This window comes from Carbonatibacter coralli (assembly GCF_039592655.1).
In the GTDB taxonomy this organism is placed as follows: Bacteria; Pseudomonadota; Alphaproteobacteria; order Kiloniellales; family Kiloniellaceae; genus Carbonatibacter; species Carbonatibacter coralli.
This window is the reverse complement of the sequence record NZ_JBBUTJ010000001.1, coordinates 85,341-97,882: the sequence shown is the minus strand read 5'-3', so window position 1 is coordinate 97,882 and position 12,542 is coordinate 85,341. Positions and strand designations below refer to the sequence as shown.

Genomic DNA, 12,542 nt, shown 5'->3' with positions numbered 1-12,542 from the left:
GGGAAAAGACAATGAGTGAGAGAGAGTTTCCAAGCCGTGCAAAGGTTGTGATCGTTGGCGGCGGCGTAATGGGATGTGGTCTGGCTTACCATCTGGCTCATGAAGGCTGGGGTGAGGAGACTGTCCTGTTGGAAAAGGCCGAGCTGACCAGTGGCTCCACATGGCATGCGGCGGGCCAGATCACCCACTCCACCAGTTCCTATGGTCTGGGCAAGATGGTGGACTACAACATCGAGCTCTATTCAAGGATGCTTGAGGAAGAGACCGAACAGGTCGTCACCTGGCATGGTTGCGGTTCTTTCCGTCTGGCCTATACCGAAGACGAGATGGACTGGTTGCGTCACACGCTGTCTGTCGGGCGTTCGCTGGGCTTCAATATCGAGCTGGTCGGGCCGGACTTTATCGCTGAAAAACATCCCTTCTATAATCTGGAGGGTGTCCTGGGAGCCCTCTATACTCCTGATGACGGTCATGTCGATCCGTCAAATGTCACCATGGGGCTTGCGCGGGGTGCACGCTTGAAAGGTGTGCGGATTTTCCGTCGGTGCCGCGTGACCAACATCACACAGAATGCAAACGGTGAATGGGTTGTTGAAACGGAACAGGGAACCATTGTCTGCGAGCATGTTGTCAATGCAGGAGGAACCTATGCGCGCCAGATGGGTGAGTGGTCCGGCCTGCAACTGCCCATGACCAGCATGACCCACCACTATCTTGTCACGGAAAATGTCCCCGAGTTCATGGAACTGGATACTGAACTGCCGGTGGTGCGCGATGACAGGATGGTGTCCGGCTATATCCGGATGGAGCAGAAAAAGGGCCTGATCGGCATTTACGAGAAGGAAAACTCCAATTCTGTCTGGGAGGATCACTGCCCGTGGGAAGCCGAAAACGAGCTTTTCTCTGCGGACTATGACCGGATTATGCCGTGGCTGGAAAATGCCATGGAGCGGATGCCTGTCTTTGCGGAACTGGGGATTACCCGTGAAGTCCACGGCGCGATTTCCCACCCGCCGGATGGCAACCCGATGATCGGTCCGGCGCCGGGTGTGCGGAACTACTGGTGCTGCTGCGGAACCCAGATCGGGATTGGTTGGGGGCCGGGCTTGACCCGTGAACTGGCCAAATGGATGGTGCATGGTGCAGCCGACATTTCCATGCGTGAGTTTGATCCGCGGCGTTTTGGCGCCTATGCCAACAAGGACTGGCAGGTAATCAAGGCGCATGAAGATTACTGTCTGCGTCATGAAATTCCCTTTCCGCATTTCAATCGTCTGGCAGGACGTCCGATCAAGCCGTCACCGCTTTATGAAATCCTGAAGGAGAAGGGAGCTGTTTACGAAGAGGTCTATGGTTTTGAACGCCCGCGCTGGTTTGCGAAAAACGGTGTCGAGCAACGCGACCACTACAGCTTCAGGCGCAATGAGGTCTTTGATGTCGTTGGTGAGGAGGTCCGCGCTGTCCGCAAGTCAGTCGGTCTCATGGATGTGACGGCTTTCACCAAGGTCGAGGTTTCCGGCCCGGATGCCCATGCCCTGCTGGATCGTCTGGTGGCGAACAGGATGCCGCAAAGGGATGGCTCGATTATCCTGACGCACCTGCTGAACAGGCGTGGACGCATCGAGCTGGAAACAACGCTGGTGCGCATGGCGGCTGATCGCTTCTATCTGGTTTGTGCAGCCTTTTTTGAGCAGCGTCTGCTGGATCATCTCCATTTCAACCGCAAGGCAGAGGATGTGGCCATCAGGGCCTTGTCAGAGCAGTGGTCTGCCCTCAGCCTGAATGGTCCGAATTCAAGAGAGGTGCTGTCAGCCTGTACTGATGCCGATCTGTCCAATGCCGGTTTCCGCTGGCTGACGGCGCAGGAAATTGTGGTGGCCGGTCACAGGGTCTGGGCGTTCCGCATGTCCTATGCCGGTGAGCTGGGGTGGGAGTTTCACATGCCGGATGAGGCCTGCGTGGATGTCTACTCGGCTCTCTGGAAGGCCGGGGAACCACACGGTATTGTCGATTATGGTTCCTTTGCCATGAATTCCATGCGGATGGAGAAGGCTTTTCCGGGTGCGGGGGAGCTGACGAACGAGGTGACCTTGCCGGAAGCCGGTGTCATGCGGTTTGTCTCCCTGGACAAGGAGTATCTCGGTTCTGACAGAACAAGGCTCAGTGCCGATCAGGCTGAAAACGGGACAATGCCCTGGATTTGCGCCTATCTGGAAATTGACCCGGATGGCATTGAGGACGGACACGGTGGCGAGCCGGTCCTGGTGAACGGAGAGATTGTTGGCACCACGGCTTCTGTGGCCTTTGGTCATTCCGTCGGAAAGATCCTCGCCTTTGCCTACATCAGGCCGGAAGCGAATGTTGCCAGTCAGGAGATCACCGTTCTGATTGCCGGGAAGTCGAGAGCGGGCCGCATTCTGGGACAGGCTGCCTATGATCCGGAAAACAGGCTTCCGAGAATGGACGGGGCTGCATGATCGCGGAATGGATGAAAGCGGTTGTCCTGACAGGACATGGCGGTCCGGACAGCCGGTCTGGGAGTTGCTCCTGAACTGGAGCTTTTGGGAGAACCGGTGGAGGTTTACGAATGAAAATAAAATCCATTCATCTCTGGTCTGTGCCCCTTACAAGTCACGAGACCTATTATATGGCCGATGGCAAGACCTGTGACACAACAGTTTCAACTGTTGTCAGACTCGAGACGGATACAGGTCTTTGCGGATGGGGCGAGGTTTGCCCCATCCCCCATTACCTGCCAGCCTATGCAGGCGGCGTGATCCCCGCTGTTCAGGAGATGGCCCCGTTGATTCTGGGGGCTTCTCCTGTTGGGCCGGAAGCCCTGATGGAACGGCTGGATCATCATCTGCAGGGGCATTCTTACGCCAAGTCGATGATTGATACGGCGCTGTGGGACCTGATGGGCAAGGCTGCAGGCCTGCCGCTTTATGCCTTGCTGGGGGGGCGTCAGGTTGAGGACATGCCGCTTTATCACTCCATCACCTGTGTTGCTCCTGACGAGATGGCGAGAATGGCAAGAGATGCCCATGATCAGGGCATGCGACAATTTCAGGTCAAGCTGGGAGCAGACAGGGACTGGCAGGCTGACGCAGAACGCCTGATCCGGGTGCGGGAAGCTGTCGGGCAGGGATCGCTTGTCTATGGTGACTGGAACTGCGGATCGGATGCCCTGACCGCGATCAGGACAGGACGGGCAGTTTCCCATCTGGATATCATGCTGGAACAGCCCTGTCGCACCATTGACGAATGTGCCGAGGTTCGCCGTGCGACAGGCCTGCCGATGAAGCTGGATGAGTCTGCACAGGACAGCCTGTCCATGCTGGAAGGGCACCGCAGGGGATGCATGCAGGCGGCGGCCCTGAAGCTTTCGAAAATGGGCGGCCTTTCGCGGATGCGTCGCCTGCGGGATCTCTGTCTGGATCTGGGCACACAGATGTGTATCGAGGACACCTGGGGGAGCGATATTACCACCGCTGCCCTTTTGCATCTGGCTGCAGCAACGCCGGAGCGCGGGATCATGAACACCTGCGACCTGAGTTTTTATGTCGGGCCGAGACTGGCGCCGGACGGACCGATCCGGCAAAGCGGGCGTATTCGCCCGCCGGAGGGGCCGGGGCTGGGGATTTCTCCTGATCCGGATCTGCTGGGCCGGCCCGATGCTGTCTTTTCCTGAAGAGGAGTACTGTTATGAACGCCTTTCGCAATGACTATCCGACACACGATCCGGAATGGGTTCAGGAAATCCACGGTGAGCATTATCTTCAAAGCTGGTCCAAACAGGGCGGGCGTCCTCCTGTTATTACAGGAGCCGAAGGAAGCTGGTTCTGGGACAGCACCGGAAAGCGCTATCTGGATTTTCAGTCCCAGTTGGTCAATGCCAATCTGGGGCACCAGCATCCGGGGATTGTTGAAGCGATCAAGAAACAGGCCGATCGCCTTTGCTATATCGGCCCCGCGATGGGATCGGATGTGCGCTCCGAACTGGCCGCACTCATGCTGGAGATCACACCGAAGAACCTGACCTCGACATTCTTTACAACGGGTGGTTCGGCTGCAAACGAGACGGCCATCAGACTGGCGCGACACTACACAGGCCGTTCAAAGATCATTGCGCGCTACCGCAGCTATCATGGCGCGACAGGTGGCACACTCAGCCTGACCGGTGATCCCCGTCATCACCTGACCCGCGCGGATATGCCCGGTATTGTACGCATGCTGGACCCCTATCACTATCGCTGCCCCATGGGGCATTCCGATGTCGGGAACTGTCCGGTTTGCCGGGGAGGGCCTCATCTTGAGGAACTCCTGATGTACGAAAACCCGAACACTGTCGCGGCTGTCATCCTTGAGACCGTCGTCGGAACCAACGGGATTATTGTCCCGCCGGACGGTTATCTGCAGTCCATCCGGGAGGTCTGTTCGAGACATGGTATCCTCCTGATCCTTGATGAGGTCATGGCCGGATACGGGCGAACCGGAAAGTGGTTTGCCACTGATCACTGGGGTGTCGAGCCGGATATCATGACGGGTGCCAAGGGGATCAATTCCGGCTATGTGCCGCTGGGAACGATGTCTGTTTCAAAGGATATTGCTGACTGGCTGAAGACCACGCCCCTGCCGGGTGGTCTGACCTATGCGGGGCATCCGCTGGCCTGTGCGTCAGGGGTGGCAGCGATCCGCGCCATGCAGGAAGAGGATACCCTGACCCATGCCACAGCCATGGGGGAAAAGATGCGATCGGAACTGCACAGGCTGGCCGAAAGGCATCCGTCGATTGGTGATATTCGCGGTCTGGGCCTCTTCAACGGTATTGAACTGGTCAGAAATCGCGAGACCCGCGAACCGCTTGTTCCTTTTGGTGCGAAAGGCGCTGAAGCAAAGCCGATGGCGGAGATGATGTCCTTTGCCATGGAGCAGGGTCTTTATCTGAGTTTCTTTTCCAATGTGATTCGCTTAACTCCTCCCTTGAATATTTCTGCTGAAGACTTAAAGATCGGATTGGATATTCTGGATCGAACACTCGAAATCGCTGATCGTGAGTGTGTGTAGAAAAAAGGAAGCCTAATGGGAGACAACACCATCAAGGGAACCGTTATCGTCGGTGCAGGACAGGCTGCCCTGTCCTGTTCCTCCAAACTCAGGGCTCTTGGCTATGAAAAGCCGATCACCCTGATCGGGGAAGAAGACTTTCCTCCCTATCAGCGCCCGCCTTTGTCCAAGGCCTATCTCCTCAATGAAACGGGACGGGAGGATCTCTTTCTCCGACCATCCTCCTTCTATGAGGACCAGAACATTTCCCTGAAGCTGGGACAGCGTGTCGAGGCAATTGATCCGGCCGCAAAGTCCCTGACGGTCGGAGGGGATGTTGTGGAGTACGAGAACCTTGTTCTGGCAACGGGAACGACACCGCGCCGATTGCCTGCGGCAGCCGGTGGTGATCTGGGCAACTGTTTTACCATTCGCAGCATCGCCGATATTGACCGGCTGGCTCCCCATGTTCGTAAAGGGCAACGGCTGCTGGTGATCGGTGGCGGTTACATCGGGCTGGAAGTTGCTGCTGTTGCCGTCAAGCTTGGTCTTGAGGTGACACTGGTTGAAGCCTCCGAACGCATTCTGCAGCGTGTTGCGGCACCGGAAACATCCGACTATTTCAGAAAGCTCCACAGCGAAAGGGGTGTTCGCATCCTTGAAAGCACCTCTCTGGAACGCCTGGAGGGTGAAGGTACTGTCTCGGGTGCAACACTGGCAAATGGCGAGACGCTTGCCGCGGATTTTGTTGTTCTGGGGATTGGCGTTACGGCCAACGCCGAGCTGGCCGAGCAGGCGGGTCTGTCTGTCGAGAACGGTATCCGGACCAATGAAAAGGGACAGACGTCTGATCCATCCATCTGGTCAATCGGGGACTGTGCCTCCTTCCCGCACGAGCGCGGGCAGATTCGTCTTGAATCCGTTGGTCATGCCATTGATCACGGCAATCTTGTGGCGGCCAACATCATGGAACAGGACAAAAGTTATGTTGCCAAGCCGTGGTTCTGGTCTGACCAGTACGAGGTGAAGCTTCAAATCGCTGGCCTGAATACCGGTTACGACAATGTTGTGGTACGTAAGAGCGACGATATTGTCCAGTCTGTCTGGTATTACGAAGGCGATCGTCTGCTTGCTGTTGATGCCATGAACGATGCGCGGGCCTACATGGTGGGCAAGCGTCTGATTGAAAGCGGGAAATCGCCTTCAAAGGATATGGTGAGCGATCTTTCAATCGATCTGAAAGCGCTGCTGAAAGCCTGATTGCTGCCACAGGGCGCTGGGGTCTGACAGGAAAGGTTCCCTCAAACACTTTTCCCGGCTATGGATTGTAGTGATGAGTTGTTTGGGGGATTTTCCATGGGGTATCTTTTGAAACACTGGCGGGGTGAGCACTCCCTGGCGCGTTCATTCTGGTTCAATTTTTTAATTCTGGGCTTTCTTCTGGATAAGATTTTTCAGTCGGTTTTGGAGGACATGGAAAGTTTAGGAGTTTTTGCTTTTGTCTTTGCCGGTTTCCTTCTCTTCTGGATCTGGCAGCTGGTTGGCACCTGGAGAGCAGCGGTTCGATACGACAAGCTCTGTGTCGGGGAACGTTCCAGGCATGGCTACAAGGCAACGCTGGCGAAATCCATTGTCCTTTTGGTATCCGGGCTTTGGGTGTTTACCCTGATGCTTTCCCTCTTCGTCTTCTAAAGCGTTCATCAAAAAAGGCCTCACCGGATTGGTGAGGCCTTTTCGTTTGCTCTTTGAGGCAAGGGATCAGTTGTGACCGCCGAATTTCTTCACGAGGAAGTGGTCTGCAGAGAAGGTTCCGGCGCCCTTGGCAATCAGCAGGCCGAGGAAGATCATCCAGTAGTAATGCTGATCGTGCTGATAGGCTTCCGGCAGGGTGAACTGGATCACAAAGGCCATCACCAGCATTGGCAGGGCCGCCAGACGTGTGAAGAGACCGAGCACGAGAAGAACGGGAGCAACTAGTTCAACAGCTGTTGCCCCGAAAGCCGCCAGCTCAACCGGCAGGATTGGAACCTGATATTCATACTCGAACAGGAAGAGTGTGCTTTCCCAGTCGTTGAGCTTGGTCAAACCAGCCTTGAAAAAGATGTTCGCCATCCAGACGCGCAGAAGAAGCTGCATCGCAGGGAACAATACGGTGTCAGCAGTTTTGGTTGCTGCACATGCAGCAGGCTTGATTTTATCGACCAGTGTTGCATTTGCAGTATCAGTCATGGATTTATCCTTAAGTCCTTGTCCGGTTTCTTGAGTTGTTCCGGTATGTGTTTGTCATTGGGTCGTTGCCGGACCCTTTGGTTTGCACGGTAAAAACGTGCGGGGGGGAGGCCGGGCTTTCAGGCCGTGGCCTCCGGTAAATGGAATGCGGTGAAGCAGCCTTTCTGCAGGCAATCCGCAAGAGCGGCCTGTAAATCTGTTTCAGGCGCTTCCTGCAAGGCTGCTGCTGCGGCCTCTTCCAGAGTCAGACCTTTGGCAAAGCTCTCCAGCAAGGCGAGTTGCCCGGTCGGGATGGTGGCCTGTTCAACCTGGAACCACGGACGATGTACGAGGATAGACTGCCCGTTGCCCTGAAGCTTGACGGCATTGAGGTCTTCCTTTGTCACTGTGTCCTGCTGGTGAAGCTCCCAGATTGTCATAACGGGCCAGTTGCTTTTCATCAGGCGCAGGGCCGGATGAACGGTAAAACGAAGCTGTCCGTAAGCTTCCGGCGGGACGCCCTGAAGCGTTTCCGGTGCCAGTGGCGCTGCATCTTCAGCGAAATAGGCTTCATTCATGAGCCATTCGAGCTTTGCAACATCCGGCAGATAGGGCAGCGGTTTGACAGGGTCGAAATTTTGCAGGAAAGGAATGAAGTCGGCACCATAGGCCAGAAGCTGTGGTGCCTGCGGGGGATACTGTCCGGCAAAGACGCGTGCCATGCGTCTGAAGAAGTTTTCTCCCAGCAGGCGGCAGACGACCGGAAAGGCGTGCTGCATGGCTGTGGCAAGGGAGCCGAGCGTGTTGTTGCGATAGATCGCAAGACGATCGCCTTGTTCAATGCCGTTCCGGTGAATTTCCCCGGCCACCAGCTCGTTGCCTGTGCGGTCGAGAACAAAGTCACCAAAGTTTTTCTGGAGATCACGCAGCATGACCGGCTCCGCTTCGGCGCTCGGCTGCTGCGTCCAGCCTCAACTGGGCCTTTTCCGCTTCGCCCAGCAGGACGTCCAGTGCAGGAACGTTGGTGTCCCACTCAACCAGGGTTGGAACAGCACCGATCATATCGAGGGTTTTTGTAAAGAGTGCCCAGACTGCATCGTTGACCATGGAACCATGGTCATCAATCAGGATTGTGCGCTCGTCAAACTCCTTGACCAGATGTCCGGCCACATGAATTTCCTGAACCTTGTCCAATGGCACGGCCTTGAGGTAGGCCTCCGCATCGAAATCGTGATTTTCCGCGCTGACGTGGATGTTGTTGACGTCCAGAAGCAGGCCGCAGCCGGTCCGGCGGACGATTTCACTCATAAACTCCCATTCAGGCATCGTTGATTCAATGAAACTGACATAGGAGGAGGGGTTTTCGATCAGAATTTGCCGGCCAAAACTTTCCTGCGCGTGCTCCACATTTCTGCAGATTACATCCAGAGCTTCCTCGGTATAGGGAAGGGGCAGCAGGTCGTTGAGGTAAGTGCCGGAGGTAACAGACCAGGACACGTGGTCGGAAACGAGGCCCGGTTCAACTTTGGCATAAAGGGCCTTCAGGCGGGCCAGATGTTCTTCGTCCAGTCCTTCGTATGACCCGAGAGACAGGCCAACGCCATGACAGGAAATGGCATAGTTCTCACGAATTTTCAGCAGAGCGTCCTGACGGGGCCCTCCTTCGGCGAGATAGTTTTCACTGTGGACTTCCAGCCAGGCTGTTTCGGGGCGCCCGTTGACAAAGTCCATCAGGTGTTCGCTGCGCAGACCAATCCCCGCCTTTGAGGGAATGATCCGGTGATCAAAGGCGGCAGACGAAGGGAGAGAACCCGTCTTTGACAGAGTGTTCGGGCCATTCTGCAGCTGTGTCGCAGGGGTTGAACGTTGTTCTGTCACGGGTTCTCTCCTTTCAATCTCATAGGGTGTGTACCCCGTTAAAAGGGATCAGCGAGGTACGGTAACCTAAATCCGGATCAGGATTTAACGTCAGCGTTTACACCTTCGAAGGATGTCAGCTGACCGCCGAGCTCGGCACAGGTGCCTGCATCAACCAGTTTCCAGTCACCACCGTGGTAGTCAACTGTGGACTGACCCGCACAGGAGTGTGTGCCTGCAGCGTTTGCACAGTCGTTTTGGCCTGCTTTGGCAACGCCCCAGCATTTTTCCTTGCCAGCAGCCTGTGCAGAGAAAGTTGCAGCCATTGTCATCGCACCAGCCAGAGCAGCAGCAACACCCAGAGTAGTTACAGTTTTATTCGCCATGATAGTTCTCCCGTAGCTTAAAGTGAATCGTGGCATGTTAAAAAAATCGCATCGTTGGCAGACAGGCTGCCTTGGTCACACTCAAAATCTAGTGCAGACCTTTCTGACACCAAAGTAACATATCAGTTATCTCAGATGGTTCGTTCTGTGATCACAGTGAGAAAAAAGAGGCGCAGATGCGCTGAAAACCGGTGAATTTGCTCCCTGATCTTCATGGGTTCGAAAGATGCGATCCCTGTTTATGGCACAGCAGTTATGAAAAAAAACTTTATAACCTCTTGCGCGAGGTATGTAGTAAATGGCTGAATTTGTGTCACTTATTCTGCTCAGACTCTCCTGAAAGAGCAGGATGTCCCCAGGGTTTGCTCAGCCAGGCTGTCCAGTGAACTGTGATCAATGGCACTGTCCAGGGACGTCAGCAAAAGGGGGGTTGTCACGGGCCCTGTCAGGCTTTCGTTCGGTGCTGTGTGGTTCAGGCGTGCAGCGTGTCTGTCCAGGTAGCTTTTCAGGGAAAGGGCGCAAAGAGAAGGCTGACAGATAAAATCCGGTCTGTCCGCTTCGGGCAGGAGTTCTTCAAAGGCTCTTTTGAAAGAAGCCAGAGCCAGAGGGTAGTGAGTGCAGCCCAGCAACACCTTGTCCAGAGGTCTGGAGTTTGAAGACGGGGGAACCTGCGCGAGCAATTCCCGGGCATAACCGAGAATAAGCCGGTCCATCCTGTCTGCCCGGAGGCTTTGTTCTATGGCAGGAACCAGTTCGGCACAGGCTTGGCTGTAGAGCCGGATTGTTTCTGAACGCTTGCCCACTTCGGTGTCATAGCTGCGGCTGCGGACGGTTGCCTCTGTTGCAAAGAGGCCAATTCTGTCGGATGAAGCCCGGGCGGTGACAACCGGGGTTTCAAGCCAGGGGCGTCCCGTGACAGCCTCGATGGTTGGCACGAGAATGCCGAGGATGGAATGGGTCTGTCCGGGATAGTGCTCAGGCAGCCAGTCCTGCTGCAGCTTTCTGAGAGCGATGGCTGCAGCTGTATTGCAGGCCAGGATGACAAGGCGGCATCCCTGGCTGAAAAGTTTTTCCACAGCCCTTTGGGTCAGAGCGTAGATTTCGCTGTTTGTTCTGGGGCCGTAGGGTGCATTGGCATGATCTCCCAGATAGACAAAGCTTTCTCCCGGAAGATGCTTTTGCAGGCCGGCCAGAATGGTCAGGCCTCCGGACCCGGAATCAAAGACGCCGATCGGACTGTTCAGAAGGGAAGGACAGGACTGTTTCATCAGTCCCCGTTTCCTGCAAGATTGCAGTTTCTGCGTTCAACAGGGTTGTTGCCGGTTGCAAAGGAGATGACAACGCTTTCTCTCTGCGTTGCCGGAATTTTCCGGCAGAGCTGTTCAAGCGCCTTGTCCAGGACAGTTCTGTCTGTGTCGCCTTCGAGAATGAGGTGCAGCTCGGAGGCAGACAGGATTTGAACCTGCTCGATGCTGTGGTCCGAGAGACGCCCCAGGGCCGCAATGGATTTGTAAAGAGCCTCCCGGTCTGCTCCGCCGGTTCGCTCCGCTGTTCCTTCAAAGAGATCGGTCGTCAGGTAGGCCGTGAGCAGGACCGCAAGAGCAATGAGAGGAAAGGAGGCCAGGGCCAGAAAGCGTGGCATGATTTTTTTGTCCAAAGGAATGTGCTTTTGTGTTTCTATGACAGGAGATAAAAGCAGGATCAAGGCAGAGCGAAACCCCATTGTGAGTTCTTTGTGACGGCGGCCTTGAAAAGCCCTTTTTTTATCGTTTGTTGTCGGGTGAGGCGAGTGGATATTTTTGTGTGTCTTTATAATATCTTTACGACCAGAGCATAGTGTCTGAATTCATCCAGACAGGATGAACAGAAAAGAGATTTCCGGTTACCTTTTTCATGCATCGTTCATTGTTCAATTTCGGATCAGTCGCTTTTGTTGCCGCGCTCTCTCTGGCTCTGCTGTTTGCGCCGGCACGGGCAGACAACTTTGAAGAAGGGCAAAAGGCCTTTGAAGAGGAAGCCTATGAAGCCGCTTTTCGTCTCTGGCTGGTTTCTGCTGATCAGGGCCATGGTCCTTCGCAGCTGGCTTTGGCAGAGCTTTATGTGAACGGTCTCGGTGTGCCGAGAGACGCGATTATTGCCTATCTTTATGCAACTCTGGCTGAGCGTGATGGTTTGAATGATGCCTCTTCACTGGTTGAGGAACTGGAGCAGGGACTGGATGAGGCAGAGCTGAAGCTCGCCCGCAAACTTGTTTCTGACTGGAAGCCTGCCACCCCGGAAAGGAATGGCGGCGAGGAAGAGGTGAAGGGACAGCTTCTGGCAAGCTGGTTCCAGGCCATTGAAAATGGTGAATTTGAAGCCGTCAGAAAAATGGTGGAGGACGAGTTTCCTGTCGACCGGCTGGATCAGGATGGCTGGACCGGCCTGCAACTGGCTGCTTTGCTGGGGATGCCCAAAACTGTCGGGATGCTGGTGGAGGCCGGAGCCGAGGTCAATCACCGTGATCCTCTGGGAATGACACCTTTGATGGCTGCAGCTCTCTCGGGGTCCGAACGGATCGTCAAGCGTCTGATTGCTGCTGGTGCAGACATTGATGCAGAGGACAATGCCGGGGAAACGGCGGCCTATATGGCCGAGCAGGCCGAACATCTGCGACTGGCGCGCTATCTGGCGACGGCCGAGCTGCCGCGGGAGCAGATCAGGGAGACCCAGGAGCTTTTGATCCAGGCAAACTATCTTTCCGGGGAGGCAGATGGAGTGGCCGGGAAGAACACCAGAAAGGCTGTCAGGACATATCAGAAAGCCATGGGACTAAAGGAGACGGGTCTTATCCGTCAGGCGCTTTTAAAGAGCCTGAGGCTCCGCAAGGATCCTGAAAGCGATCAAACTATTGAAGATAAAGAGCTTTCTGAACAGCTTTCCGAATAGGGCTGTATGAAGCAGGCTTTTTATCGGGAATAAACTTTCCCTGAAGTGTGTCAGCTTTTATAAAAACCATTTAAAATCAGATGGTTGAATGATAGTCGATTTTTTTTTACACAGAGA

The 12,542-nt window shown here is 55.1% G+C and carries 12 protein-coding genes; 6 read left to right on the top strand and 6 right to left on the bottom strand.

The window, feature by feature from the left end:
• Positions 1–11: 11 nt before the first annotated feature.
• The 5 genes from AAAH10_RS00355 (at position 12) to AAAH10_RS00335 (ending at position 6,738) form a co-directional block, all read left to right on the top strand.
• Positions 12–2,477, top strand: a complete 2,466-nt coding sequence (locus AAAH10_RS00355) for an FAD-dependent oxidoreductase (protein ID WP_343559332.1) — start codon at positions 12–14, stop codon at positions 2,475–2,477.
• Between the two features lie 110 nt (positions 2,478–2,587).
• The gene (locus AAAH10_RS00350; protein WP_343559329.1) at positions 2,588–3,691 is read left to right on the top strand and encodes a mandelate racemase/muconate lactonizing enzyme family protein; all 1,104 of its coding nucleotides are present in this window, start codon (positions 2,588–2,590) and stop codon (positions 3,689–3,691) included.
• A 14-nt stretch (positions 3,692–3,705) separates the two neighbouring features.
• A complete protein-coding gene (locus AAAH10_RS00345; RefSeq protein WP_343559326.1) occupies positions 3,706–5,067 on the top strand; it encodes an aminotransferase class III-fold pyridoxal phosphate-dependent enzyme in 1,362 nt (453 codons plus the stop codon).
• A gap of 15 nt (positions 5,068–5,082) precedes the next feature.
• On the top strand, positions 5,083–6,306 hold the full coding sequence (locus AAAH10_RS00340) for an NAD(P)/FAD-dependent oxidoreductase (protein WP_343559323.1): 1,224 nt from the start codon (positions 5,083–5,085) through the stop codon (positions 6,304–6,306).
• A 213-nt stretch (positions 6,307–6,519) separates the two neighbouring features.
• Positions 6,520–6,738 carry a hypothetical protein gene (locus AAAH10_RS00335; protein WP_343559320.1) on the top strand — a complete coding sequence of 73 codons (219 nt, stop codon included), beginning with the start codon at positions 6,520–6,522 and terminating at the stop codon, positions 6,736–6,738.
• Positions 6,739–6,804: 66 nt separating this feature from the next.
• On the opposite strand, the gene AAAH10_RS00330 is transcribed toward AAAH10_RS00335, so the two are convergent.
• From AAAH10_RS00330 to AAAH10_RS00305, 6 genes are all read right to left on the bottom strand, one after another.
• Positions 6,805–7,275, bottom strand: coding sequence for a DoxX family protein (locus tag AAAH10_RS00330; RefSeq protein ID WP_343559318.1), 471 nt, complete (start codon positions 7,273–7,275; stop codon positions 6,805–6,807).
• 119 nt (positions 7,276–7,394) lie between these two features.
• Complete coding sequence (locus AAAH10_RS00325) at positions 7,395–8,186, bottom strand: HvfC/BufC family peptide modification chaperone (RefSeq protein ID WP_343559315.1); 792 nt, start codon at positions 8,184–8,186, stop codon at positions 7,395–7,397.
• Complete coding sequence (gene bufB / locus AAAH10_RS00320; protein ID WP_343559312.1) at positions 8,176–9,132, bottom strand: MNIO family bufferin maturase; 957 nt, start codon at positions 9,130–9,132, stop codon at positions 8,176–8,178. The genes AAAH10_RS00325 and bufB overlap by 11 nt, the downstream gene beginning before the upstream one ends.
• Before the next feature lie 77 nt (positions 9,133–9,209).
• Complete coding sequence (locus AAAH10_RS00315; protein WP_343559310.1) at positions 9,210–9,497, bottom strand: BufA1 family periplasmic bufferin-type metallophore; 288 nt, start codon at positions 9,495–9,497, stop codon at positions 9,210–9,212.
• 326 nt (positions 9,498–9,823) lie between these two features.
• Entirely contained in the window at positions 9,824–10,765 is a 942-nt protein-coding gene (locus tag AAAH10_RS00310) for a glutamate racemase (RefSeq protein ID WP_343559307.1), read from the bottom strand.
• Positions 10,765–11,139, bottom strand: coding sequence for a hypothetical protein (locus tag AAAH10_RS00305; RefSeq protein WP_343559305.1), 375 nt, complete (start codon positions 11,137–11,139; stop codon positions 10,765–10,767). The genes AAAH10_RS00310 and AAAH10_RS00305 overlap by 1 nt, the downstream gene beginning before the upstream one ends.
• A 251-nt stretch (positions 11,140–11,390) precedes the next feature.
• Here AAAH10_RS00305 and AAAH10_RS00300 point away from each other — a divergent pair, with 251 nt between their 5' ends.
• Complete coding sequence (locus AAAH10_RS00300; RefSeq protein WP_343559303.1) at positions 11,391–12,425, top strand: ankyrin repeat domain-containing protein; 1,035 nt, start codon at positions 11,391–11,393, stop codon at positions 12,423–12,425.
• Positions 12,426–12,542: the final 117 nt, after the last annotated feature.

What these genes read in the sequence shown, in the direction of transcription:
- AAAH10_RS00350 (WP_343559329.1), top strand. Translation starts at nt 2,588, where the DNA reads ATGAAAATAAAATCCATTCATCTCTGGTCTGTGCCCCTTACAAGTCAC.
- AAAH10_RS00355 (WP_343559332.1), top strand. Translation starts at nt 12, where the DNA reads ATGAGTGAGAGAGAGTTTCCAAGCCGTGCAAAGGTTGTGATCGTTGGC.
- AAAH10_RS00330 (WP_343559318.1), bottom strand. Translation starts at nt 7,275, where the DNA reads ATGACTGATACTGCAAATGCAACACTGGTCGATAAAATCAAGCCTGCT.
- AAAH10_RS00310 (WP_343559307.1), bottom strand. Translation starts at nt 10,765, where the DNA reads ATGAAACAGTCCTGTCCTTCCCTTCTGAACAGTCCGATCGGCGTCTTT.
- AAAH10_RS00345 (WP_343559326.1), top strand. Translation starts at nt 3,706, where the DNA reads ATGAACGCCTTTCGCAATGACTATCCGACACACGATCCGGAATGGGTT.
- AAAH10_RS00315 (WP_343559310.1), bottom strand. Translation starts at nt 9,497, where the DNA reads ATGGCGAATAAAACTGTAACTACTCTGGGTGTTGCTGCTGCTCTGGCT.
- AAAH10_RS00305 (WP_343559305.1), bottom strand. Translation starts at nt 11,139, where the DNA reads ATGCCACGCTTTCTGGCCCTGGCCTCCTTTCCTCTCATTGCTCTTGCG.
- AAAH10_RS00300 (WP_343559303.1), top strand. Translation starts at nt 11,391, where the DNA reads ATGCATCGTTCATTGTTCAATTTCGGATCAGTCGCTTTTGTTGCCGCG.
- AAAH10_RS00340 (WP_343559323.1), top strand. Translation starts at nt 5,083, where the DNA reads ATGGGAGACAACACCATCAAGGGAACCGTTATCGTCGGTGCAGGACAG.
- AAAH10_RS00325 (WP_343559315.1), bottom strand. Translation starts at nt 8,186, where the DNA reads ATGCTGCGTGATCTCCAGAAAAACTTTGGTGACTTTGTTCTCGACCGC.
- AAAH10_RS00335 (WP_343559320.1), top strand. Translation starts at nt 6,520, where the DNA reads ATGGAAAGTTTAGGAGTTTTTGCTTTTGTCTTTGCCGGTTTCCTTCTC.